Below are 22,900 nucleotides of genomic sequence, written 5' to 3'. Positions count from 1 at the left end.
ATATAATTGTCTATTCATGGAGCTCGTTTGTGTAAAATTGAGAAAATAGAAGTAATTACGACTCACCTTCAGCTACACAGGATTTTCCCAAACTTTATAGATCGCTCTCTCTTTTTTAAAACTCACTTCCGTATGAACTATACAATCTCGATTTTGCGCTAGGAAAAACGAAAGAGCATACGCTATTTTATAATCTGGTGTTTCATATCCATCAAATACTTTCCCGTACATTTCATTCGCAATTGAATCGGCCCACACTTCAGCTTCTCTTATCGTTTCAAAAATAATGTCTTCCCTTTCCCATTTCACAGTTATATCACCCTTTCCAAACAAAAAGTAGCGCTAGCATACCCTTAATAAGAATATGACTAGCGCTACTTTTATATCATTCTAACTTTCATTTTTTAAAAATTATCTAATGCCTTTTCCATAATGGAAACAGATTTAAAAGGTGGCGTTACTGTTAATGAACCTTTTACAACAGTTTCTCCTTTTTCATCATGAGCAAATACAAGCATATCAATTGTATGTTCCTCCTCTGAAACAGCCACAACTTCAAAGTGGATTTGTAACGTTTCATAATGGTGAACATGTTTCACGAACGTAAGGTCCTTCCTAGTAATATGACTACCTGGACCTGGTAAATATTTCGTAACCGCCGTTGTAATCAGCCCCGTTAGCATAATGCTTGGGACAATCGGCTTTTCATACGGAGTTTGGGATGCGTAATCATGCTGAATATATAATGGATTGGCATCATTCGTTAACCCTAAATACAATAACAAATCTTTATCCTCAATTTTTTCAGTGATAGATAATTTCTCTCCTACTGTAATTTCATCCATTCTACGACCAATTTGAACTTTTTTCTTTAACATGTTACAACCCCCTCCGATTTTTTCACCTTATTATCCTATTAAAAGTGATACCTTATCCGAGAATTACTATGACGAGGGCAATGTATAGTATAAGTCTATAGTTTCATTATAGGATACACCGAATGATAGCGTTTTCATATTATTTCAAAAAAACAATTTAGTAAATAGTAGAAAAAGATTCGGGGCCCCGAATCTTTTTCCGCTTATATTTAATTATTAAACAAGAACTTTCATAACGTTACGTACAGATTCTACAGAGCGATCTAACGCTTCTTTTTCATCTGCAAGAAGTTCTAATTCAATAATTTTTTCAATTCCGTTACCACCTAGAATTACTGGTACCCCTAAGTAAATGTCACTATAACCATACTCACCTTCAAGGTATGCAATAGCAGGTAATACACGGCGTTGATCTTTCAAGATTGCTTCTGTCATTTCAACTAAAGAAGCTGCTGGCGCATAATATGCACTACCGTTTCCTAATAAGCCTACAATCTCACCGCCACCTTTACGTGTACGTTCTACGATTGCTTCTAAACGCTCTTTTGGAATTAATGTTTCTAACGGAATGCCACCTGCATAGGAATAGCGTACAAGAGGTACCATATCGTCACCATGTCCACCAAGAACAAATCCTGTAATGTCTTTCACAGAAAGATTTAATTCTTGTGAAATGAATGTACGGAAACGAGCTGTATCTAATACGCCCGATTGACCGATAACACGCTCTTTCGGGAATCCTGCTTCTTTAAATACAGAATATGTCATTGCATCAACTGGATTTGTTAATACAACAATAATCGCATTTGGTGAATGTTTTGCAATGTCGCGCGTAATACTTTTCATAATTTTAGAGTTTGTTGCTACTAAATCATCACGGCTCATACCAGGCTTACGCGCAATACCTGCTGTAATAACGACAACGTCAGAATCAGCAGTATCTGCGTAATCAGATGTACCAATAATGTTAGCATCAAAACCTTGTACTGGGCTCGCTTCTAACATATCTAACGCTTTCCCTTTTGTTGGATTTTCCAGCTGTGGAATGTCCACTAATACAACATCTGCAAGCTCTTTTTGTGCTAATAAGAATGCTGTTGTTGCTCCTGTAAATCCTGCACCGATGACTGAAACTTTCTTGCGTTTGATTGTCATAATTTACCCCCCGCTTTAATTATGCGTTTTTGATTATCGCTACATCCATGTTTTTAATAAGTTCATTAGCGAACTCAGAACATTTCACTTCTGTTGCACCTTCCATTAAGCGTGCGAAATCATAAGTTACTACTTTTGATTCAATTGTTTTCTCAACTGAATCAGTTACTAAATTCGCAGCTTCATTCCATCCTAAGTGCTCTAATAATAATACACCAGAAAGAAGAACAGAAGATGGATTTACTTTATCTAAACCTGCATATTTTGGAGCTGTACCATGTGTAGCTTCAAAGATAGCATGTCCAGTCACATAGTTAATGTTTGCACCAGGTGCAATACCAATTCCACCTACTTGTGCAGCAAGTGCATCCGAGATGTAGTCTCCGTTTAAGTTCATTGTTGCAACAACATCGAACTCACGTGGACGAGTTAAAATTTGTTGTAAGAAGATGTCTGCAATAGAATCTTTTACGATGATTTTTCCAGCAGATTCTGCTTCTGCCATCGCTTTATTCGCTGCATCTTTACCATCTTTTTCAACGATACGATCATATTCAGCCCAAGTAAATACTTTGTCGCCAAATTCTTGTTCAGCTACTTCGTAACCCCAGTTTTTGAAAGCACCTTCTGTAAATTTCATAATGTTTCCTTTATGAACTAATGTAACAGAAGAGCGTTTTTCGTTAATTGCATATTGAATCGCAGCACGAACAAGACGCTTTGTCCCTTCCTCTGAAATTGGTTTAATACCAATCCCTGATGTTTCTGGGAAACGAATTTTATTAACGCCCATTGCTTCTTTTAAGAATGCAAGAACTTTTTCCGCTTCTGGAGAACCTTGTGCATATTCAATACCAGCGTAAATATCTTCTGTATTTTCACGGAAAATAACCATATCAGTATCTTCCGGACGTTTTACAGGTGAAGGAACACCTTCAAAGTAACGAACTGGACGTAGACATACATATAAATCTAATTCTTGACGAAGCGCAACGTTTAGAGAACGAATACCACCGCCAACTGGAGTTGTAAGTGGACCTTTAATTGCGATTAAATATTCACGAATTAAATTTAAAGTCTCTTCTGGTAACCACTCGCCTGTTTGGTTAAATGCCTTTTCCCCTGCAAGCACTTCTTTCCAAACAATTTTCTTCTCACCATCATATGCTTTCTCAACTGCTGCTTCTAGTACGCGAGATGCTGCAGCCCAAATATCAGGACCAATTCCATCTCCTTCGATAAATGGAATAATCGGATTGTTTGGTACATTCATAACACCATTAGTTACAGTAATTTTTTCACCTGTCGTCAATGTGATAACCCCCATGTTTGAAATTTCATATGTATGAAACTGAGGGAATAACCCCTCAGTTCAAACCGTTAGTCAAATTAAAATATTCTAATCATTATATCTTTCCGAAAAAATCAGACTTTTGAAAGCGTATTTTCACTATCAAAATAGTGTTTTTCACTTATCGTTGCGCAATTGGAACATACACTTGATGCGTAGGTCCATCATAATCAGCACGCGGACGGATTAAACGGTTATTTTCATATTGCTCTAGAATATGAGCTAACCAGCCTGACATACGGCTAATCGCAAAGATAGGTGTAAATAGGTCATGGTCAACTCCTAAACAATGGTATACAGAAGCTGAATAGAAATCAACATTTGGTGGAAGACCTTTTTCTTTTGTTACAATGTCTTCAATTTTGATAGACATATTATACCATTTGTCTTCTCCTAAAAGCACGCATAATCTCTTAGACATTTCGCGTAAGTGTTTCGCGCGTGGATCACCATGCTCATATACGCGATGACCAAATCCCATAATTTTTACTTTATTTTGAAGAGCATTATGAATATATGATTCTACATTTTCTTCTTCGCCAATTTCAGTTAACATCTTCATTACATTTTCATTTGCCCCGCCGTGAAGAGGACCTTTTAATGCACCGATTGCTGCTGTAATACCAGAATACACATCTGAAAGTGTAGCTACGCAAACACGTGCAGTAAATGTAGAAGCGTTTAACTCATGATCTGCATGAAGTACAAGTGCCTTATCAAAAGCCTCAATTTCAACTTCATTTGGCTCACGATCATTTAACATGTACAAGAAGTTTGCAGCTAATGATAGATCTTTTCTTGGCTCAACAACATCTAAACCTTTGCGAATTCTTGCATAAGCCGCAATTAAAGTTCCGACTTGAGCCTGTAATTTAACCGCTTTCAAATAATTAGACTTTCCATCCATTATTTCAGCGCTCTCATCATATAATGATAGCATGGAAATCGCAGTTCGTAAAACCGACATCGGGTGCGCGATTTTTAAATCTACTTGTTTCAAATATGTTAAAATCTCACCTGGAACTTTATAGTATTCTGATACAGTCTCTTTAAATTCCGCTAGTTCTTGTTCGTTAGGAAGCTTGCGGTGCCATAATAAGTACACTACTTCTTCAAACGTAGCATTCTCAGCTAAATCATCAATATTATACCCAACATAAGTTAATGTATCATCAATAATAGAGCTCACAGATGATGTTGTTGCTACTACCCCTTCTAAACCTCGAATAACAGTCATGACATTCTCTCCTTTTCCTGAAAATTCTCCCAACCTTGCTCCTTATATCTATTTGCTCCCCTTATAAATTATGAACGCTCGTTCACTCTTTAGGCAAGCAAAATGCACGTTCATGCAAATTTATTGCGATGTTCCCCTCTAATTGTCCATTACTTACATGGAAAGCATGAGCGTGAATATCTCCCCGAATCCTCACGCTCAGAACAACAAGTTAGTGAGGAAAATAAATTCCGAAGAGTTTTATGATAAAAACAACATAAAACAATATCATTATAAAATTGTTTTATGTTGTTTTTATTTTATCTGGTGTAAAGTCTCTGCTGTTATGTAACTTTTCAAAGTTTCTAATCCTATTATAAACAATTATCTGACTTTTGTGAACAGAAAGAATTCAAAAATTTTATATTACTATAAAATTCCTTATTTAAACATTTGTATAATACTCATAACTGCATAGGCAATTCCAGCCCCAATTAACGGACCCACAGCAACTCCATTAAATAAAGCAACAGCTATAATTGTCCCAAAAACAAGTGCGGTTGTAATATGAGGATCAGTCGTTAATAATTGCACCCCACCTTTCGCCAATAAAGCAACCGCTACTCCTGAAGCTAAAGCAATCCATGCATAGTATGATTTCGCCGCTTCTCCAAGCTGTTTAAACCCTATTTCCCCCGTCGCAATTGGTACAAGCACCGCAATTGTAATAACCGTCACACCGAGGTTAATTCCTTTCGTTTGTAAATAAGGAAAGACTTTATCGCCTAAAAACGTAAACTTCAATAAAAATAACACTCCAACAGCTACAGTAAGCGATTGGTTTTTAGCAATAAGTCCTATAATAAGTAGTATGAATAAAAATAACGTTGACTGACTAATCATGATTGCACTTCCTTTCTGAAAATAATGAACTTGTTTCCAAACAAAAATACCCTTAAACCTATCGTTATACATGCTATACCGATGCATATTTAACAATTATAATAAAGAAACGAATTGATTTTCATATACATTTCAAAATTACAAACAAGACTTTAACCAGAAAAAAATAAAACATGCATATACATTTAAAAGCGGATGTCTCTCCTTTCTTTTATAATAAGAAACAGGTAAAATAAAAAAGAGAGAAAATGAAGTTTTTACCATATAGTAGAAGCGTCACCAACAAGCTTCTGTAGTCATTAATCCGCTGCAAAAGCAGGCTAAATCCATCATTCCACTATAACATAAAGTGAAACTTTGATTAGTGAATCTCACTAGTTATAAGTTGAACGAATTAGGATAATCCAAATTGGAATGGGAGGTATACACCTTTGAACCGAAACTTACTATATATGATATTACGACTCATATTTGTCATTGTAGCAACGGTAGTTGGGTTCTATGCATTGCTGCACATATCAGGCCTTATCTACCCTTTTATTATCGCTTTTGCATTCGCTTATTTGATTAATCCTGTCGTCAATTTCCTTAATCAAAAACTACAATTCCCTCGCGCATTAGCGGTACTCGTTAGCTTAATTCTCGTATTCGGAGCTATCGTCGGACTTGTTACATACCTTGTAACTGAAGCAATATCTGCCACAACATACTTACTACAAATTGTCACAGTGAAGTTTCCAGATATCGTTGCATTCGCCCAAGAATTTGCACTTAATCATATTATGCCTCTCTATGATGATTTAATTTCTAAATTTAATCATCTTGGAGAACCACAGCGATACACTATTACACAAAACATTCAAAACTTAGGCACCGAAGCAACGACACAAATGAAAGAACTTTTAACCGCCATTATAAGCGGATTAACAAATTTCATTAGTGCATTACCAACAACTTTAACTGTCCTTGTATTCGTCTTATTAGCCACCTTCTTCATTAGTTACGATTGGCACCGTCTTGCTCATAAAGTAAGAAAACTTCTACCTAATCGTGTACACGGATACGGAAAAACTATTTTTGTCGATTTAAGAAAAGCTTTGTTTGGTTTTGTTAAAGCGCAACTTACACTCGTATCTATGACAACTATCATTGTACTAATCGGCCTTTTAATATTACGCGTGCCATACGCAATTACTATCGCGATTATTACAGGAGTTGTAGATTTACTCCCGTATTTAGGAACTGGAGCCGTCTTCGTTCCTTGGGTTATATACGTATTTTTCACAGGCGATACTGCATTCGCCATCGGTCTTCTCATCCTATACATCGTCGTGATTGTCCAAAGACAAATCATGGAGCCAAAAGTACTTTCATCTAATATTGGACTCGATCCATTAGCGACACTCATCGCTCTATTTGTCGGCTTTAAGCTCTTTGGTTTTTTAGGATTAATCATCGGTCCAGTCATATTAGTACTACTTAATACATTACACAAAGCTCATGTATTCCACGACTTATGGAAATTCATTAAAGGCTCACCATCAAAATAATATTTTCTAACTCATACACAACAAAAAATCAACTATAATCAGTGGGAAATTCCCACTGATTATTCACTGTACTTTTTTGTACTACTACATTTAAAAGAGAATTCCCTATAAAAGGATAATCCTCTTATTTTTTTGCATAAAAACGCATATTTTAGGTCATAAATACATTTTTATTCTATTTATTCTATAATTATTACTTACATTTATTACTTTTTATGTAAATGAATAAATATACAAAACAAGGTAGATGAATCCTTTAATCAGTAATTTCTCTTCTCCTATCTAACTTCTGCTCACTAGTCGAATCTTACTACAAGCAAGAACACCACCATAATATAACACTTTAAATTCACAAGAACCCTCTGTATCCTATCGTTTAATAACTAACAATAATCCCCCAGCTAACAATTGACCATAAATAGCAAACAAAAAAATAACGCGTAGATCGCTATAATCTACGCGTTATTTCTGAACAATAATAGTAGTTCTCTTTCTAAATTTCCAATCAATCCACTTCATAACAACCGGCTTCAATAAAGCCCTCGTTACAGGAACAACAAAGATAAAACCTATTATATCCGTCACATATCCAGGCAGTACTAAAAGAATACCTCCTACGAATATAAAAATACCATCTAGAACCGTATCACCCGGCATTTCTCCTCTATTTAACCTAAATTGAATCTCTCTAAGTACTTTAAACCCTTGTCGTTTCGCCAAATATACACCCACAATACCCGTACATACAATCATAGCGAACGTAGACCATAAACCTATTACATGACTCGATCCTATCAATACCGTAATCTCAATCGCCGGTATTACAATAAGCAAGAATAGCAACCACTTCACAGCTCCACACTCCTTCATATTTCATTCAAAAGGTTTGAAAGCATCACCCTTACAAAACCCCTTATAAGCCCCTTAAAACACTCATACAAGCTTTACAAAGTACAGATAACCCTCTTCCACTAAACATTATAACAAACGTTTTTCAAAGCGATTTCAGGTGTTTAAAGCTATCTCTATCCTTTTTTGTGTAAAAAAAAGAGAAGGACTCCGATCCTTCTCTCCGTATTACTTCTTATAGCACTTCCGCATGTCCATTATAAACAATTCCGCGTGCTGCATCAACTGTTACTTCTTGGCCACTTTTTAAAGTTGTTGTTACGCCGTTTACACCAACGATAACAGGAATACCGATCGATACACCTACAACAGCTGCATGACTTGTTAGACCGCCTTCTTCTACAACTAGAGCAGCAGCTTTTTCAATTGCAGGAATCATATCTTTATCAGTGCTTGTTGTAACAAGGATATCACCTTTGTTTACGTTCGCTACAGCTTCAGCAGCTGTTTTCGCTACAACTACTTTACCTTTTGCAGCTTTACGACCGATTCCTTGTCCTTTAGCAACTTCTTCACCAACAACGTGGATTTTCATTAAGTTTGTTGTACCAGTTTCAGCAACTGGAACACCAGCAGTGATTACTACAGTATCTCCAAGTCCGATTAGACCCGCATCCATACCTGTTTGAATTGCTGTATCTAACATTTCGTCAGTAGAAGCTGCACGTTTCCCAGCCATAAACGCTTGTACACCCCAAACAAGTGCAAGACGACGTCCTACTTGCTCGTCAGATGTTACAGCTACGATTGGAGATTTCGGACGGTATTTAGAGATCATTTTCGCAGTATGTCCACTTTCTGTTGGAGCTACGATTGCAGCTACATCAAGAGCAAGTGCTGTGTGCGCAACAGATTGGCTAATTGCATCTGTAATTGTTGGAGTGAACTCTTTAATACGTTTTTTGAACATATCTTCATATTGTAATGATTTTTCAACACGTACCGCAATGTTAGCCATCATTGTTACAGCTTCTACAGGGTATTGACCCGCAGCAGTTTCACCTGAAAGCATGATTGCATCTGTTCCATCAAAGATTGCGTTTGCTACGTCACTTGCTTCCGCACGAGTTGGACGTGGGTTACGTTGCATAGAATCTAACATTTGTGTTGCAGTAATAACTGGTTTGCCTAATACGTTACATTTTTTGATTAGACGTTTTTGTACTAATGGTACTTCTTCTGGTGGAATTTCTACACCCATATCACCACGAGCAACCATTAAACCGTCAGAAACTTCTAAGATTGAATCGATGTTGTCGATACCTTCTTGGTTTTCGATTTTTGGTACGATTTGGATGTATCGAGCGTTATGCCCTTCTAATAATTCACGAATTTCTAATACGTCAGATGCTTTACGTACGAAAGATGCTGCGATGAAATCAACTTTTTGCTCGATACCGAAAACGATATCTTGTACGTCTTTTTCAGTGATACCAGGAAGCTTAATGCTTACGTTCGGTACGTTAACACCTTTTTTATTTTTTACAGTTCCGCTGTTTAATACTTTTGTACGGATGTTTCCGTCAGCTTTCTCGATTACTTCTAGTTCGATAAGACCGTCATCGATTAGAATACGAGAACCTGGATCAACATCATCATAAAGACCAGCATAAGATACAGAGAACTTCTCTGCAGTTCCTAATACTTGTTCAGTTGAAAGAATTACTTCTGCACCTGTTACAAGCTCAGCTTGTCCGTCTACGAAGTCATGTGTACGGATTTCTGGACCTTTTGTATCAAGTAAGATACCAACTGTTTTACCAGTTTTCTTTGAAGCTTCACGAATATTTTTAATACGAGCTCCATGCTCTTCATGGCTACCATGAGAGAAGTTTAAACGAGCAACGTTCATACCCGCTTCCATTAATTGCTCTAATTTCTCAATACTTTCACTAGCAGGACCTATAGTACATACAATTTTAGTTTTACGCATATTGCACCTCCGAAAAATTATGAAACCGTTCCCAAATACAAGGCATTAAGCCAATTAGATAGATAATTCTTTAGATAATTGATACATATCTTTATCGATTGTATGCTTTTGAGCTAACGCTTCGATAATGTCATGATCAACAAGTTTATTATTTTGAATACCAACACAACGTCCGCCATTACCAGCAATTAATAATTCAACTGCTCTTGCGCCAAGACGACTAGCTAATACACGGTCTTGTGCACTTGGTGATCCACCACGTTGTACGTGACCTAATACAGTTACACGAGTATCAAAGCTTGTTGCTTCTTCAATGTGCTTACCGATGTCAATTGCACTTCCAACACCTTCAGCTACAACGATAATACTGTGCTTTTTGCCACGTTCACTACCGCGTTTCAGACGAGCGATAACATCTTCCATGTCATACTTCTCTTCTGGAATTAAGATAGTTTCTGCACCATCAGCTAAACCAGCCCATAATGCGATATCTCCAGCGTGACGTCCCATTACTTCGATAACATATGTACGTTCATGAGATGTAGCTGTATCACGGATTTTATCAATTGCATCAATAACAGTATTTAAAGCTGTATCGAAACCAATTGTGAAGTCTGTTCCAGGGATATCATTGTCGATTGTACCTGGTACACCTACACATGGGAATCCTTGCTCAGTTAATTTTTTTGCGCCTTGGTAAGAACCATCTCCACCAATAACAACAAGTCCTTCAATACCATGTTTCTTTAATTGCTCGATTCCTTTTAGTCGTACTTCTGGGTCTTTAAACTCAGGACATCTTGCTGTATATAATTTTGTACCACCACGGTGGATAATATCGCCAACAGAACCAAGTTCTAATTTTTCAATATGACCAGAAATTAAACCAGCGTATCCATGGTAAATACCATATACTTCAATATCATGGAAAATCGCTTTACGAACAACTGCACGAATGGCAGCATTCATACCAGGTGAATCTCCACCACTTGTTAATACACCAATACGTTTCATTTGTACTCACCTCATAAAGATTATTTGCCTTATAATAAAATAACACGAAAAAATACAAAAACACAATGGAGAAGATGTGTCTTTTCATAATAAAAACGTGCATTCGCGAAGAGGAACGCACGCTTTTATTATTTTATCCCAATGGAAGCGTTTGAAAACGAAACTTGCCCAATTTTCATATATTTTTCATAACGTTTTTCGATTAATTCATCTTTCGAAATTCCGCTTAATTGTTCAAAAGTTTTCTTAAGCATTAAATCTATATTTTCTGATTGTTTCAAAACATTACGATGTGCTCCGCCTTTTGCCTCTGGAATAATTTCGTCAATTACACCTAATTCTTTCAAATCTAATGCTGTAATCTTCATCGCTTCTGCAGCTTCTTTTGCTTTACCAGCATCTTTCCAAAGAATCGCCGCCGCACCTTCTGGTGTAATGACAGAATAAGTGGAATTTTCTAGCATATGAATGTAATCTCCTACTCCAAGACCTAACGCACCACCGCTACCACCTTCACCGATAACGATACAAATAACAGGTACAGTTAAACCCGCCATTTCAAATAAATTACGGGCAATTGCCTCACTTTGTCCACGTTCTTCAGCTGCTTTACCAGGATAAGCTCCCTTCGTATCGATGAAACAAATAATGGGACGATTAAACTTTTCCGCTTGTTTCATTAGACGCAGTGCTTTTCGATATCCTTCTGGATGAGGCATCCCAAAATTACGACGAATATTTTCTTTCGTATCTTTTCCGCGTTGGTGCCCAATTACAGTTACAGGCATCCCCTTATATTTCGCAATGCCGCCGACAATCGCTGCATCGTCGCCAAATAGGCGATCTCCATGACATTCAAAAAAATTAGTAAATAAGTGCTCAATATAATCGAGCGTTGTCGGTCGTTCTGCATGACGAGCAATTTGAACACGGTCCCATACTTTCATATTGCCGTATATATCTTCCTCTAGTTTTTCTAGCTTGTCCTCCAAAATACGAATCTCCTCACTGAAGTCCATCTGGCTGTTTTTCGTATAGTCTTTCAGTTCACGAATCTTATTTCTTAGCTCAACAACTGGTTTCTCAAATTCTAGCTCTGCCATACAGCCATTTCCCCTCCTTGATGAACCTCTAAAATCTTACGGAGTGATTCTCTCATATCATCACGATGCACCACCGCATCTAATTGACCGTGCTCTAGTAAAAATTCTGCCGTTTGGAAATCTTCCGGCAGTTTTTCACGCACTGTTTGTTCAATTACGCGTCTACCAGCAAATCCGATAAGTGCACCTGGCTCTGCAAGATTGTAATCACCAAGTGAAGCAAAACTCGCTGAAACCCCGCCCGTCGTTGGGTGAGTCATAACAGAAATAAATAACCCTCCTGCATTACTATGCTTTTTCAAAGCTACGCTTGTTTTCGCCATTTGCATTAAACTTAATATCCCTTCTTGCATACGAGCACCACCCGACGCAGTAAAGATAATAAATGGAACTTGTAAGTCGTATGCCTTTTCAACCGCACGGGCAATTTTCTCTCCTACAACAGAGCCCATGCTGCCCATTCGAAAACGAGAATCCATTACTGCAACAACAACAAGCATGTCATCAATTGTTCCTTCACCAGTTACAACCGCTTCATTCAATTTAGTCTTCTTACGATCGTTTTCTAGTTTCTCTTCATATCCCGGAAACTCAAGTGGATTTAGTGAAACCATCTCTTTGTCATACTCACGAAATGAACCTTCGTCCAATATACTATCAAGGCGTTCCCATGCATTCATCGGATGATGATATCCACAATTCACGCATACTTTTAAATTTTTAAGAAGCTCTTTCGTATACATGATTTTTTTACATTTCGGACATTTTGTCATAACGCCATCTGGTACATCTTTTCGTACTTGTTCTGAAGGTATTGCAGCGTACTTTTTCTTTTTCACGAATAAATCTCTTAGCACAATTTGACCCCCTTCGTTGAGAGCTAAGGTTAGCGTAAGAAGAAAATGGGGCTAACACCAATGTTTGATGTTAGCCTTATCTTCTCAATCTGTCTAATAACCTCTCTCTTTACGTTTAACTTTAACCGCTATGCGGTAGAATGTTTGTCATAACGTGTCATGGTCATTTCGACAAATTTTATACATTACGAGTGAAACTGTATATTCTCTACTAATTCATCGTAAATTTTTAACGCATCATTTTCTTGTTTCACTTCCAAAGTAACATAAAGCTTTCTATAGATTTCGATAGAATCTCCTGAAACTTCACAAGAAAGAGTTGCAACGTAATCATTTACGATCATCCAAATGCGATAGAGTAAATAATTATCGAATTGTTCAATAAGTGTTTTAAAGAACGTTTGATGAAGCACCGGAATTGAGCTTTCATTTTCTTCAAGCACTTGGTGTAATTTACTTAGTACTTTAGAAAACGTTTCTTTCGGTAAATTACATACAAGTCGAATCATATCTTTCTCAAGCAATCGTTTTGTTTGTAATAAATCCCGAATTGTTTTCTCATCTTGCAGCAAGAACGGAGCAATTAATTGTACAAGACCGTTATCGTAAAAGTTTCGAATAAACGTCCCCTCACCACGTCTCGTTTCAATTAATCCTACCAGTTCTAACGCACGTAATGCTTCTCTTACAGAGGAACGTCCAGCATTTAAGCGTGAACTTAACTCACGCTCAGACGGCAAACGATCCCCTGCTACTAAACAATCCTCTTCCATAATGGATCGGATTTTTTTTACAATTTCGAGATATACTTTTGTATTTGATGATGTCAATGGAAATTCCTCGCTTATTCTTTACCAATCAGCGCTAATTGTTTTGTTTTCTCAGCGACTTCATTTGGATCTACTTGACGGCGAGCTACTCCTGTCTCCATTGCTGCTTTCGCAACGTAAGCCGCTACTTGAGGCGCTACACGCGCGTCAAATGGCGCTGGAATGATATGGTCTGCATTCAACTCATCCTCTGATACAAGCTCTGCAATGGCTTGTACAGCTGCCATCTTCATTTCTTCATTAATTTGTGTCGCATGTACATCAAGTGCACCGCGGAAAATACCTGGGAACGCTAGTACATTATTTACTTGGTTCGGGAAGTCCGAACGACCTGTTCCAACAACAGCTGCGCCCGCTGCTTTTGCCAATTCTGGCATAATTTCTGGAACCGGATTCGCCATTGCAAAAATAATTGCATCGTCATTCATCGTACGAACCATCTCTTCATTTAATGCACCTGCTGCAGATACACCAATGAATACGTCCGCACCTTGTAAAACGTCAGCTAAAGAACCTTCGATACGATTCTTATTTGTATATTTTGCAACTTCATCCTTCACCGGATTCATACCGACAGGACGACCTTCATAGATTGCACCTTTACGGTCACACATAATAACGTCACGTACACCATAGCGATATAACAGTTTAATGATTGCAATACCTGCTGCACCTGCACCATTTGCGACAACTTTAATGTCAGACATTTTCTTTCCAACTAACTTCAGCGCGTTCACAAGGCCTGCTACTGTTACGATAGCTGTTCCGTGTTGATCATCATGGAATATTGGAATGTTTGTCTCTTTTTTCAAACGTTCTTCAATAACGAAGCAGTTTGGTGCTGCGATATCTTCTAAGTTTACACCGCCAAAAGTTGGCTCCATTAACTTTACAGTTTCAACAATTTTATCTACATCGTTTGTATTTAAGGCAATCGGGAATGCATCTACACCAGCAAAGCTCTTGAATAATACAGCTTTACCTTCCATTACTGGAAGAGATGCTTCAGGTCCAATGTTACCAAGACCAAGTACAGCCGTTCCATCTGTCACAACTGCTACCATATTTCCCTTCATTGTATATTCATATACCTTACTTTTATCGTCATAAATTTCTTTACAAGGCTCTGCAACCCCTGGAGAATATGCAAGACTTAAATCTTTTGCATTTTCTACTTTTACTTTTGATACAGTTTCTAATTTTCCTTGATGCACTTTATGCATGTGAAGTGCTTCTTCACGAAGTGTTGACAAACTATCCACTCTCCTCAAATTATTCTTGCTGATATCAATTTCTCCAAGTGGTCTGACCACGAACACTACTACTATAATAATCGAAGTGTAGGGAAATTGTCCATTATATTTTCACAACGACATTTTCGTCACCGACAATTTCACGAAGTGCTCCTAGACATTCTTCACTTGGATGAATCGATAAACTTCGAGATAATTGTACCATTTTATGTTCCTTTTCATAATAAATTAGTACTTTCGTAAAACCTGAATAATCAAACAATATTTTCGTGACTTGATTTACAAGCTTTTTTTCATATTGAGACGGTAATTTCACGTAAACAGATGCTTCTTTCATCTCTTCATAAACATCCATTTCTTCTAGCGGATATAGTCCATTCACGATCCATTGCAACTTATGATTTCTTTGCTCAATCGTACCATCAACTAAAACAATTTCCCCTTCTTGTAACCTGTGTGAAAAATGTATATACGTTTCTGGAAAAATGACGGCTTCCATTTCATCATTTTGATCACAGAATGTAATAAACGCCATCTTTTGCAACTTTTTCGTACGAATAATTTTCACACTTGTTATATATACGATTGCTCTTTGTACTTTTTTCTTATGTCGCATCGCCTGAGCAAGAGATGGGATTTCTAATTCTTTTCCTAACTCCGCATACTGCGCTGTCGGATAGCTAGACAAATAAAAACCGAGTGCTTCCTTCTCCTTATTTAACTGTTCAATAAAGGATAGCTCTTCTCCTTGTACATATTTTGATTTCGGAACAGCATCCCCTAAATCAAAGTCACGTGCAAGATTTGCATACTCTAACGCTCCTTTAAGACTTTTCCATAACGTCGTCCTCGAAACACCAAAATCGTCAAAACATCCAGACCAGACAAACGCTTCTAAATTTCGCTCTGTTACAAATTTTGATGGCATACGAAGACAAAATTCAAATAAATCTTCGAACATTTTTTTCTCTCGTTCTTCGAGTAGCGCAGTCACGGTAGCCATTCCGATATTCCGAATCGAAAGTAAACTATATCGAATCGCATTCCCTTCTATTTGGAAGTTGTAACCACTTCTCTGAAGAGACGGCGGTAAAACGTGAAAACCTTTCCGCTTCGTTTCTCGTACATACTGCACAATCTTATCTTCATTTCCAATTGCGCTTGATAATAACGCAGTCATAAATTCCAGCGTATAATTCGCTTTTAAATATGCAAGCTGGTACCCAATCATACTGTAAGCTACAGCGTGACTTCGGTTAAAACCGTAATTTGCAAATCTTACAATTAAATCGTAAATTTGTTCTGAAGATGTCTCATCGTACCCGTTTTCCAAACAACCTTGAACAAAGTGCTTGCGTTCTTGATCTAAAATATCACGATTCTTTTTACTCACAGCACGGCGCAGTAAATCCGCTTCTCCAAGCGAAAATCCAGCTAACTTCGATGCGATTTGCATTATTTGTTCTTGGTATACGATTACGCCGTATGTTCGTTCTAAAATAGGCTTTAAGTCCTGATGTAAATATTCAATTCGTCTTTCCCCATGCTTCGATTCAATAAAGGTTGGAATTTGTTCCATCGGTCCTGGTCTGTATAAAGAGTTAACAGCAACTATGTCTTCAAATTCATTTGGTTTTAACCCGCGAAGTACATTTCGCATACCACCTGATTCAAGCTGGAATACACCTGTTGTATCCCCTCTTCCTAACAATTGAAACGTCTTTTCATCTTGAAGAGGTAAATTTCTTATATCAATTTGTTTCCCAGTTTTTTTAACAATAAACTTTATAATATTTTCAAGTAACGTTAAATTACGTAAGCCTAAAAAGTCCATCTTGAGCAATCCAAGTTCTTCTAGTGCATCAGCTGGATATTGCGTAACATAAACATCGTTATGCCCTTCTTGAATCGCTATACTTCCCGTTAACGGTTCTTGGCTCATTATAACACCAGCTGCATGAATAGACGTATGACGCGGTAATCCCTCTACACGTTTTGCAATTTCAAACACACGCTCATGCAAAAGATTCCCTTGTATAAACTCACGGAGCGATTGCGATTCCTCATATGCATCTTTTAACGTTATACCAAGCTTTGATGGGATAAGTTTTGAAAATATGTCGATATCTCTTGGCGGGAGCCCCATTACACGAGCAATGTCTCTAATTGCGGCTTTCGCTGCAAGAGTTCCGAACGTTACAATTTGAGCAACACGAAGCTGACCATATTTATCTTTCACATATCGAATCATCTCATCACGTCTTATATCTGGAAAATCAATATCAATATCTGGAAGTGTCACACGTTCAGGGTTTAAAAACCTTTCAAATAATAAGTCATATTCAATTGGATCAATATCTGTAATTTCCAATACGTAAGAAACGAGTGAACCCGCTGCCGATCCACGGCCTGGCCCAGTTAAAATCTGATTTTCATGTGCATATTTCATAAAGTCCCATACGATGAGGAAATAATCACTAAATCCCATACGAGAAATCACATGTAATTCATGATTCAAACGCTGTATATGCACTTCTTTCGGCGTACCATATCGTTTACTTAAGCCTTCTTCACAAACACGACGCAAATACGTATCATTCGTCTCGTTAGATGGAACAGGAAACTTCGGTAGTTGATTTACATGGAAAGGAATTTCTACTTGGCAACGTTCCGCGATTGTTATTGTATTTTGAATCGCTTCCTCAGCATGAGAAAATAGTGCTTCCATTTCATCCGATGACTTTAAATAATACTGATCCGTTTTCATTCTCGGCCTATCTGGATCAGTCATTTTCGTTCCGCCTTCAACAGATAATAAACATTCATGAACAAGTGCGTCACTTTGATTAATATAGCGAACATCATTTGTTGCAACGACTGGAACGTTTACCTTATTAATAAATTCAGGCAGTTTTTCTTGTAAAAGCAGTTCATCTTGAATCGCATGATGCTGCAAACTTATATAAAAATTGCTGAACATATTTTGATACGTATGGGCTACGTCTTCAGCCTGACTCTCTTTGTCTTCTAATAATAGCTGTTCAATCTCTCCGTCTTTCCCTGGTGAAATTGCAATTAATCCTTTCGCATAATGAGCAAGCCACTTCTTCGGGATACCTTCTTTTGACTTCGTCATAATGCTGCTAGAAATCTTTAATAAATTTTGATAGCCTATTTCATTCTCAGCAAGTAATACGAGTGGATAAGACCTTTCTTCTTCTTCACTAAAAATAGAAGCTGTTAAGCCGATAATAGGCTGTATACCATTTTTCTTGCATGCTTTATAAAACGGAATAACTCCATACATAACATTTTCATCTGTAATGGCCAGCGATGAAAATCCAAGCTCTTTCGCCCGAATGACAAGCTCATCGATTTTACAAGCACTTTTTAATAAACTAAAAACGGTTTGACATTGTAAATGCACAAACTTCACTGTTGTACCCTCTCTTTACCTATGTGACTACTTTTATTATAGGTGATGAGGAAAGCGGAAATCAAAACATACTTCTCAGACTTTGTCCATATATATGAAGAAGAAAGGGGAATGACGATGGATGTAAGAGAACATACTTTTTTCTCTCTGCTTATTATTAGTTACTTTATTGCCTTTGGAGTTATACTTGGTGGTTCATTAATTGGCGGATTTGGTGCATTTCTCGTCGGAAAACCAGCTCTAACTTATATTAATCAATTTGCCCAAAATTTAAGAATTTGGGCACTCGTTGCAGCAATCGGCGGAACGTTCGATACCTTTTATAGCTTTGAAAGAAGCTTCTTTGGCGGAGATATGAAAGATATCGTAAAACAAATTCTCCTTATTTTTTTTGCAACTGGCGGTATGCAAACTGGTCTTATTATTATTAAATGGCTTACACAGGAACATGTATGAGAGTACCCAGTGCCAATACAGCCAAAAGGTGGTATTTAGTTTTAGCTGGCGCTGCTGTTGGAGGAGTGTTGAGCTGGTTTGTTTTTTTGTACATATACGGTGTTTTTCAAGAAGAACAAGCTAGTAAAATAGCAGAACAAAAAGAAATTATCGAAAAACAAGAAGCAAAACTCCACGTCCTTCTCGAAGACCAAGAGAAATTGAACACAGAAAATAAACGACTCTTAACAATTCAAGAAATCAAAATAAAAATTATAAATCGAAAAAAATATGATTTAGACAATCTTACACTTGAAAACATGATCACTTCTATCCATAATGATCTCCAGCATCTTTTAACGAAAAACATTCAAAGCATCGCAAAAAATAAAGACCTGCTCAAAAAAGTCATCGAAAATAAAACGTACAAACATTACGATCGTATATACCGCTTTAAAGTAGACACAGTCTCTTTTGATACCGTACTTGAAATTAGTATTGATATAGAGAAAGAAAAATAAAGAAGGAGGGCTTCAGCGCCTCTCCTTCTCTTTCATTCAACATACAACTTCTTATTTACACAGCTCACGTAAATCAGCAAAAAGACAATCCGCTTCTTCCCAAGAAGATGCTTTTGCACCAGAAGCCATCGGATGTCCTCCGCCATTATATTGCATTGCTAATTTATTAATAACTGGTCCTTTTGAGCGAAGACGAACACGAATAACATCATCTTCCTCTAAAAATAGAACCCATGCCTTTAATCCATCAATATTACCAAGCGCCCCGACAACACCAGATGCTTCAGTAGAAAGTACATCAAACTCTTCTAGTACCTCTTTCGTTAATTTAATGTATGCTGCGCCTTCTTCTACCATCGTGAAATTTTGTAAAATATAACCGTTTAAACGAGCAATCTTTTCTTTTGTCTTATACATTTCATTGTATAAATCTGTGAATTTCACGTCCATATCAACAAGTTCACTTACGTAACGAAGTGTTTTCGCTGTTGTGTTTGGGAATAAGAAACGACCTGTATCACCGACAATACCCGCTAAAATAAGGCGAGCTGCTTCCTTTGATATCGTTAATCCTTTATCTTTTCCATAACTGTAAAACTCATAAATCATTTCACTTGTAGAACTAGCTGTCGTATCCACCCACGTAATATCTCCGTACGGGTCTTCATTCGGATGATGATCAATTTTAATTAACATCTTTCCTTTTGCATAACGTTGATCACAAACACGCTCTTGATTTGCTGTATCACAAACGATAACAAGTGCATCTTCATATACACTATCTTCAATATCATCCATTACTCGTAAAAACGCTAAAGAAGGCTCGTTGTACCCAACCATATAAATATTTTTCTCTGGAAACGATTCTTGCAGAATTGTACCAAGTCCGCACTGAGAACCTAACGCATCTGGATCCGGACGTACATGACGATGAATAATAATTGTATCAAACTCTTTAATTGCTCCTAAAATTTGTTCATGCATATGTATAATCTCCTTTTTATTCAACTTCTTCATTTTATCCCGCATTAACGTGTAGTAAGACTCCCACCTCAAAAGTATTAAAAACAATGGGGCAAAATTAATTTGGAGCCCGGATGCACGTAAAAGCCCGATTGGTGAGGGCTAATAATTAGTACGTGGGATCTCCCCACACTAATTAAAGTTTCACTTTATCCCCCATTATAACGGAAAACATTTCATACATGCGAACAATTGCTTTATAATAAAAATTAGAAAGTTTAGATTTTTCTTTTTTCTAAATCGTTATTTTTATACCAATCAATGGGAGCGTGTATTATGCCAGTATTCGTCTTTTGTATTATCATCTCATTTGTGTTGTACCTCTTCTACAAAACAAAATTCTTTCGTACAAACCGTCCAATGGAGAAAGGTTGGCTCTCAGGAAAATCCGCAATGGCACTCGGCTTATTCGTCCTATTCTTTGGGATAAACCAATTCTTTTTAGAACTTTCAACTGCACGCATTATCGTTGGTGTTTTGTTTATTTTACTTGGCAGCGCGAGTACATTTAATGGATTCTGCCAATATAAACATTTTTTACCATTAGCAGTCAAAGAAGCCGAATCTTATAAAACAACGTAAAAAAAGCATCAATATTGTGATGCTTTTTTACGTCCCTTAACTTTCAAAATCATATATGCAACAAACGCAGATGGTATATTAAAGAGGTTACCTTGCACGTGAAAATGTAATTGTTCTTCTTCAAAAGACATCTGTTTGTATAATTCTTGCTGAGATAATCCTGTTCTTTTCTTTTTTTCATTTAATCCTTGTAAGTATAAGTATTGAATTGGTATCATCACAAGGAAATAAAAGAGTGCGATACCACCAAAAAAGAGTAATTCTGATGACATGTTGTATCCTCCTTCCGACATCCATTATCTTACAATATAATTATAACATAGTATACATTCTAAATGAATTAACATTCCGTTTTTTCTAATTATTCAATTATCTATCCTTATATATATATCCTGCTACTCCTTTGCTTTCCCACTAAAACTCCCCCACACCTTTAGTAATAACTTTAAAACCCAATAAAACAAAGAAAGATGGAACAAATCAAAGCGATTTGTTCCATCTTTTTATTTATCGATCAGTTGCACCATTAACAATGCTTTCCCGACAACATTACCTTCATGATGCACTTCTACATCTACCTTACCAAATTTACGCCCAATTTCTAATACTTTCGGATGAACCGATACAACATTATCAATTTGAACCGGCTTTACGAAATAAATTGTTAAGTTCTCAACAATTGAATCGCTCTTCTTCTGCGCACGAATGACGCGGTTTGTTGCTTCTGTCACAATTGTTGTGAATACACCGTAAGATAACGTCCCGATTGAATTCGTCATTTGTGGTGTCACTGAAAATTGATATAAATGCTCATTTTTTGCTTCTTTCGGCGTCATAAATTGATTCGTTACAATGTCATCAATCGTTTCACCAACTTGTGGTTGACGCTGAATCATCTGCAAGGCCTGAAGTACATCTTGACGACTAATGATACCTTGCAATTTATTTCCATCCTCCACAACAGGAAGTAATTCAATACCTTCCCACACCATCATACGTGCTGCAGCTGCGACAGACATTTTTCCATTTACCGTAATAGGGTGTTTCGTCATCACTTTATCAATCGGTGTATCTTTCGCAACACCAATCATATCTTTCGAAGTTACGATACCTAACACCTTTTTATTTTCATCCACAATTGGATAGCGTCCATGCATCGTCTCTTCATTGTACTCATGCCATTTCTGCACTATGTCACTAGGCTTTAAATATAGTGTTTCTTCAATTGGTGTTAAAATATCTTCAACTAGTACAATTTCTTTCTTAATAAGTTGATCATAAATTGCACGGTTAATTAACGTTGCGACCGTAAATGTATCATAACTACTCGAAATAATTGGCAATTTCAATTCATCTGCTAACTTTTTCACATGCTCTTCTGTATCAAATCCACCTGTAATTAATACAGCAGCCCCTGTTTCTAATGCTAATTGATGTGCGTTCGTACGGTTACCGATAATAAGTAAGTTCCCCGCTTCTGTATAGCGCATCATCGCTTCTAATTTCATAGCCCCAATAACGAATTTATTTAACGTTTTATGTAGTCCTTCTCTGCCCCCAAGTACCTGGCCATCGACAATGTTAACGACTTCTGCATATGTCAGTTTTTCGATATTCTCTTTCTTCTTTTGCTCAATTCGAATTGTTCCGACACGTTCAATTGTACTAACATACCCTTTATTTTCTGCATCTTTAATTGCACGGTAAGCTGTCCCTTCACTTACACTTAAATCTTTCGCAATTTGCCGCACAGAAATTTTATGCCCTACTGGCAGGCTATTAATATGTTCTAAAATTTGATTATGTTTGGTAGCCAAATGGTTTCACCATACTTTCTTTTCCCTAAATTCTTCATGTGTTGTATTCTCAGTATACTATATTTTCAAAACTGTTACACTCTCTCTATATATATCTGTACTATTTTTTTTATAACAAAATAACCCTTACATTC

At 37.0% G+C, this 22,900-nt stretch carries 21 protein-coding genes; 4 read left to right on the top strand and 17 right to left on the bottom strand.

The features are described 5' to 3' along the window. Window positions 1–72 precede the first annotated feature (72 nt). From ACFVQC_RS01585 to ACFVQC_RS01560, 6 genes are all read right to left on the bottom strand, one after another. The gene (locus ACFVQC_RS01585) at window positions 73–309 is read right to left on the bottom strand and encodes a hypothetical protein (RefSeq protein ID WP_078179661.1); all 237 of its coding nucleotides are present in this window, start codon (window positions 307–309) and stop codon (window positions 73–75) included. A 95-nt stretch (window positions 310–404) separates the two neighbouring features. Beyond that, on the bottom strand, window positions 405–878 hold the full coding sequence (locus ACFVQC_RS01580; protein ID WP_002015489.1) for a MaoC/PaaZ C-terminal domain-containing protein: 474 nt from the start codon (window positions 876–878) through the stop codon (window positions 405–407). Window positions 879–1,094: 216 nt separating this feature from the next. After that, a complete protein-coding gene (gene mdh, locus ACFVQC_RS01575; protein WP_002160261.1) occupies window positions 1,095–2,033 on the bottom strand; it encodes a malate dehydrogenase in 939 nt (312 codons plus the stop codon). A 19-nt stretch (window positions 2,034–2,052) separates the two neighbouring features. Further along, window positions 2,053–3,345 carry an NADP-dependent isocitrate dehydrogenase gene (gene icd / locus ACFVQC_RS01570; protein WP_002112198.1) on the bottom strand — a complete coding sequence of 431 codons (1,293 nt, stop codon included), beginning with the start codon at window positions 3,343–3,345 and terminating at the stop codon, window positions 2,053–2,055. 160 nt (window positions 3,346–3,505) lie between these two features. Beyond that, window positions 3,506–4,654, bottom strand: a complete 1,149-nt coding sequence (gene citZ / locus ACFVQC_RS01565) for a citrate synthase (RefSeq protein WP_078179662.1) — start codon at window positions 4,652–4,654, stop codon at window positions 3,506–3,508. Between the two features lie 387 nt (window positions 4,655–5,041). Then, window positions 5,042–5,503, bottom strand: a complete 462-nt coding sequence (locus ACFVQC_RS01560) for a DUF441 domain-containing protein (protein WP_002112200.1) — start codon at window positions 5,501–5,503, stop codon at window positions 5,042–5,044. Between the two features lie 431 nt (window positions 5,504–5,934). On the opposite strand from ACFVQC_RS01560, the gene ytvI reads away from it, so the two are divergent. Continuing rightward, on the top strand, window positions 5,935–7,053 hold the full coding sequence (gene ytvI, locus ACFVQC_RS01555) for a sporulation integral membrane protein YtvI (protein WP_002145428.1): 1,119 nt from the start codon (window positions 5,935–5,937) through the stop codon (window positions 7,051–7,053). 462 nt (window positions 7,054–7,515) lie between these two features. Here the strand turns inward: ytvI and ACFVQC_RS01550 are convergent, their stop codons facing one another. From ACFVQC_RS01550 to dnaE, 8 genes are all read right to left on the bottom strand, one after another. Continuing rightward, window positions 7,516–7,905: an FxsA family protein gene (locus ACFVQC_RS01550; RefSeq protein WP_377892500.1), complete on the bottom strand. Its 390-nt coding sequence runs from the start codon at window positions 7,903–7,905 to the stop codon at window positions 7,516–7,518. A 232-nt stretch (window positions 7,906–8,137) separates the two neighbouring features. Continuing rightward, window positions 8,138–9,895 (bottom strand): pyruvate kinase, encoded by a 1,758-nt coding sequence (gene pyk / locus ACFVQC_RS01545; protein WP_377897281.1) that lies wholly within the window; start codon window positions 9,893–9,895, stop codon window positions 8,138–8,140. Window positions 9,896–9,949: 54 nt separating this feature from the next. Further along, window positions 9,950–10,909: a 6-phosphofructokinase gene (pfkA, locus tag ACFVQC_RS01540; RefSeq protein WP_002034288.1), complete on the bottom strand. Its 960-nt coding sequence runs from the start codon at window positions 10,907–10,909 to the stop codon at window positions 9,950–9,952. Window positions 10,910–11,037: 128 nt separating this feature from the next. Next, window positions 11,038–12,012, bottom strand: a complete 975-nt coding sequence (gene accA, locus ACFVQC_RS01535) for an acetyl-CoA carboxylase carboxyl transferase subunit alpha (protein WP_000818787.1) — start codon at window positions 12,010–12,012, stop codon at window positions 11,038–11,040. Further along, complete coding sequence (gene accD, locus ACFVQC_RS01530) at window positions 12,000–12,869, bottom strand: acetyl-CoA carboxylase, carboxyltransferase subunit beta (protein ID WP_002015500.1); 870 nt, start codon at window positions 12,867–12,869, stop codon at window positions 12,000–12,002. Before accD ends, accA begins: the two co-directional genes overlap by 13 nt. Before the next feature lie 185 nt (window positions 12,870–13,054). After that, a complete protein-coding gene (locus tag ACFVQC_RS01525; protein WP_002145425.1) occupies window positions 13,055–13,699 on the bottom strand; it encodes a FadR/GntR family transcriptional regulator in 645 nt (214 codons plus the stop codon). A 14-nt stretch (window positions 13,700–13,713) separates the two neighbouring features. Beyond that, window positions 13,714–14,922: an NADP-dependent malic enzyme gene (ystJ, locus tag ACFVQC_RS01520; RefSeq protein WP_179117546.1), complete on the bottom strand. Its 1,209-nt coding sequence runs from the start codon at window positions 14,920–14,922 to the stop codon at window positions 13,714–13,716. A 133-nt stretch (window positions 14,923–15,055) separates the two neighbouring features. Then, the gene (gene dnaE / locus ACFVQC_RS01515; RefSeq protein ID WP_377897280.1) at window positions 15,056–18,388 is read right to left on the bottom strand and encodes a DNA polymerase III subunit alpha; all 3,333 of its coding nucleotides are present in this window, start codon (window positions 18,386–18,388) and stop codon (window positions 15,056–15,058) included. 42 nt (window positions 18,389–18,430) lie between these two features. On the opposite strand from dnaE, the gene ACFVQC_RS01510 reads away from it, so the two are divergent. Beyond that, complete coding sequence (locus ACFVQC_RS01510) at window positions 18,431–18,844, top strand: YtrH family sporulation protein (RefSeq protein ID WP_377892504.1); 414 nt, start codon at window positions 18,431–18,433, stop codon at window positions 18,842–18,844. Further along, a complete protein-coding gene (gene ytrI / locus ACFVQC_RS01505) occupies window positions 18,841–19,344 on the top strand; it encodes a sporulation membrane protein YtrI (protein WP_377892505.1) in 504 nt (167 codons plus the stop codon). The genes ACFVQC_RS01510 and ytrI overlap by 4 nt, the downstream gene beginning before the upstream one ends. 51 nt (window positions 19,345–19,395) lie before the next feature. Here the strand turns inward: ytrI and ACFVQC_RS01500 are convergent, their stop codons facing one another. Next, window positions 19,396–20,328, bottom strand: coding sequence for a DHH family phosphoesterase (locus tag ACFVQC_RS01500; RefSeq protein WP_377897279.1), 933 nt, complete (start codon window positions 20,326–20,328; stop codon window positions 19,396–19,398). A 315-nt stretch (window positions 20,329–20,643) separates the two neighbouring features. Between ACFVQC_RS01500 and ACFVQC_RS01495 the strand changes: the two genes are divergently transcribed. After that, window positions 20,644–20,949, top strand: coding sequence for a YtpI family protein (locus tag ACFVQC_RS01495; protein ID WP_377897277.1), 306 nt, complete (start codon window positions 20,644–20,646; stop codon window positions 20,947–20,949). Window positions 20,950–20,957: 8 nt separating this feature from the next. On the opposite strand, the gene ACFVQC_RS01490 is transcribed toward ACFVQC_RS01495, so the two are convergent. Both ACFVQC_RS01490 and ACFVQC_RS01485 read right to left on the bottom strand, forming a co-directional pair. Further along, the gene (locus ACFVQC_RS01490) at window positions 20,958–21,221 is read right to left on the bottom strand and encodes a DUF3949 domain-containing protein (RefSeq protein ID WP_070145094.1); all 264 of its coding nucleotides are present in this window, start codon (window positions 21,219–21,221) and stop codon (window positions 20,958–20,960) included. Window positions 21,222–21,452: 231 nt separating this feature from the next. After that, on the bottom strand, window positions 21,453–22,766 hold the full coding sequence (locus tag ACFVQC_RS01485) for a DRTGG domain-containing protein (protein ID WP_000201581.1): 1,314 nt from the start codon (window positions 22,764–22,766) through the stop codon (window positions 21,453–21,455). Window positions 22,767–22,900: the final 134 nt, after the last annotated feature.

Origin of the sequence: Bacillus sp. NPDC057893 (genome assembly GCF_042796455.1) — a bacterium.
Lineage (GTDB): Bacteria > Bacillota > Bacilli > Bacillales > Bacillaceae_G > Bacillus_A.
Note: the sequence above shows the minus strand (reverse complement) of the source record. Positions and strands in the feature narration are given on the sequence as shown.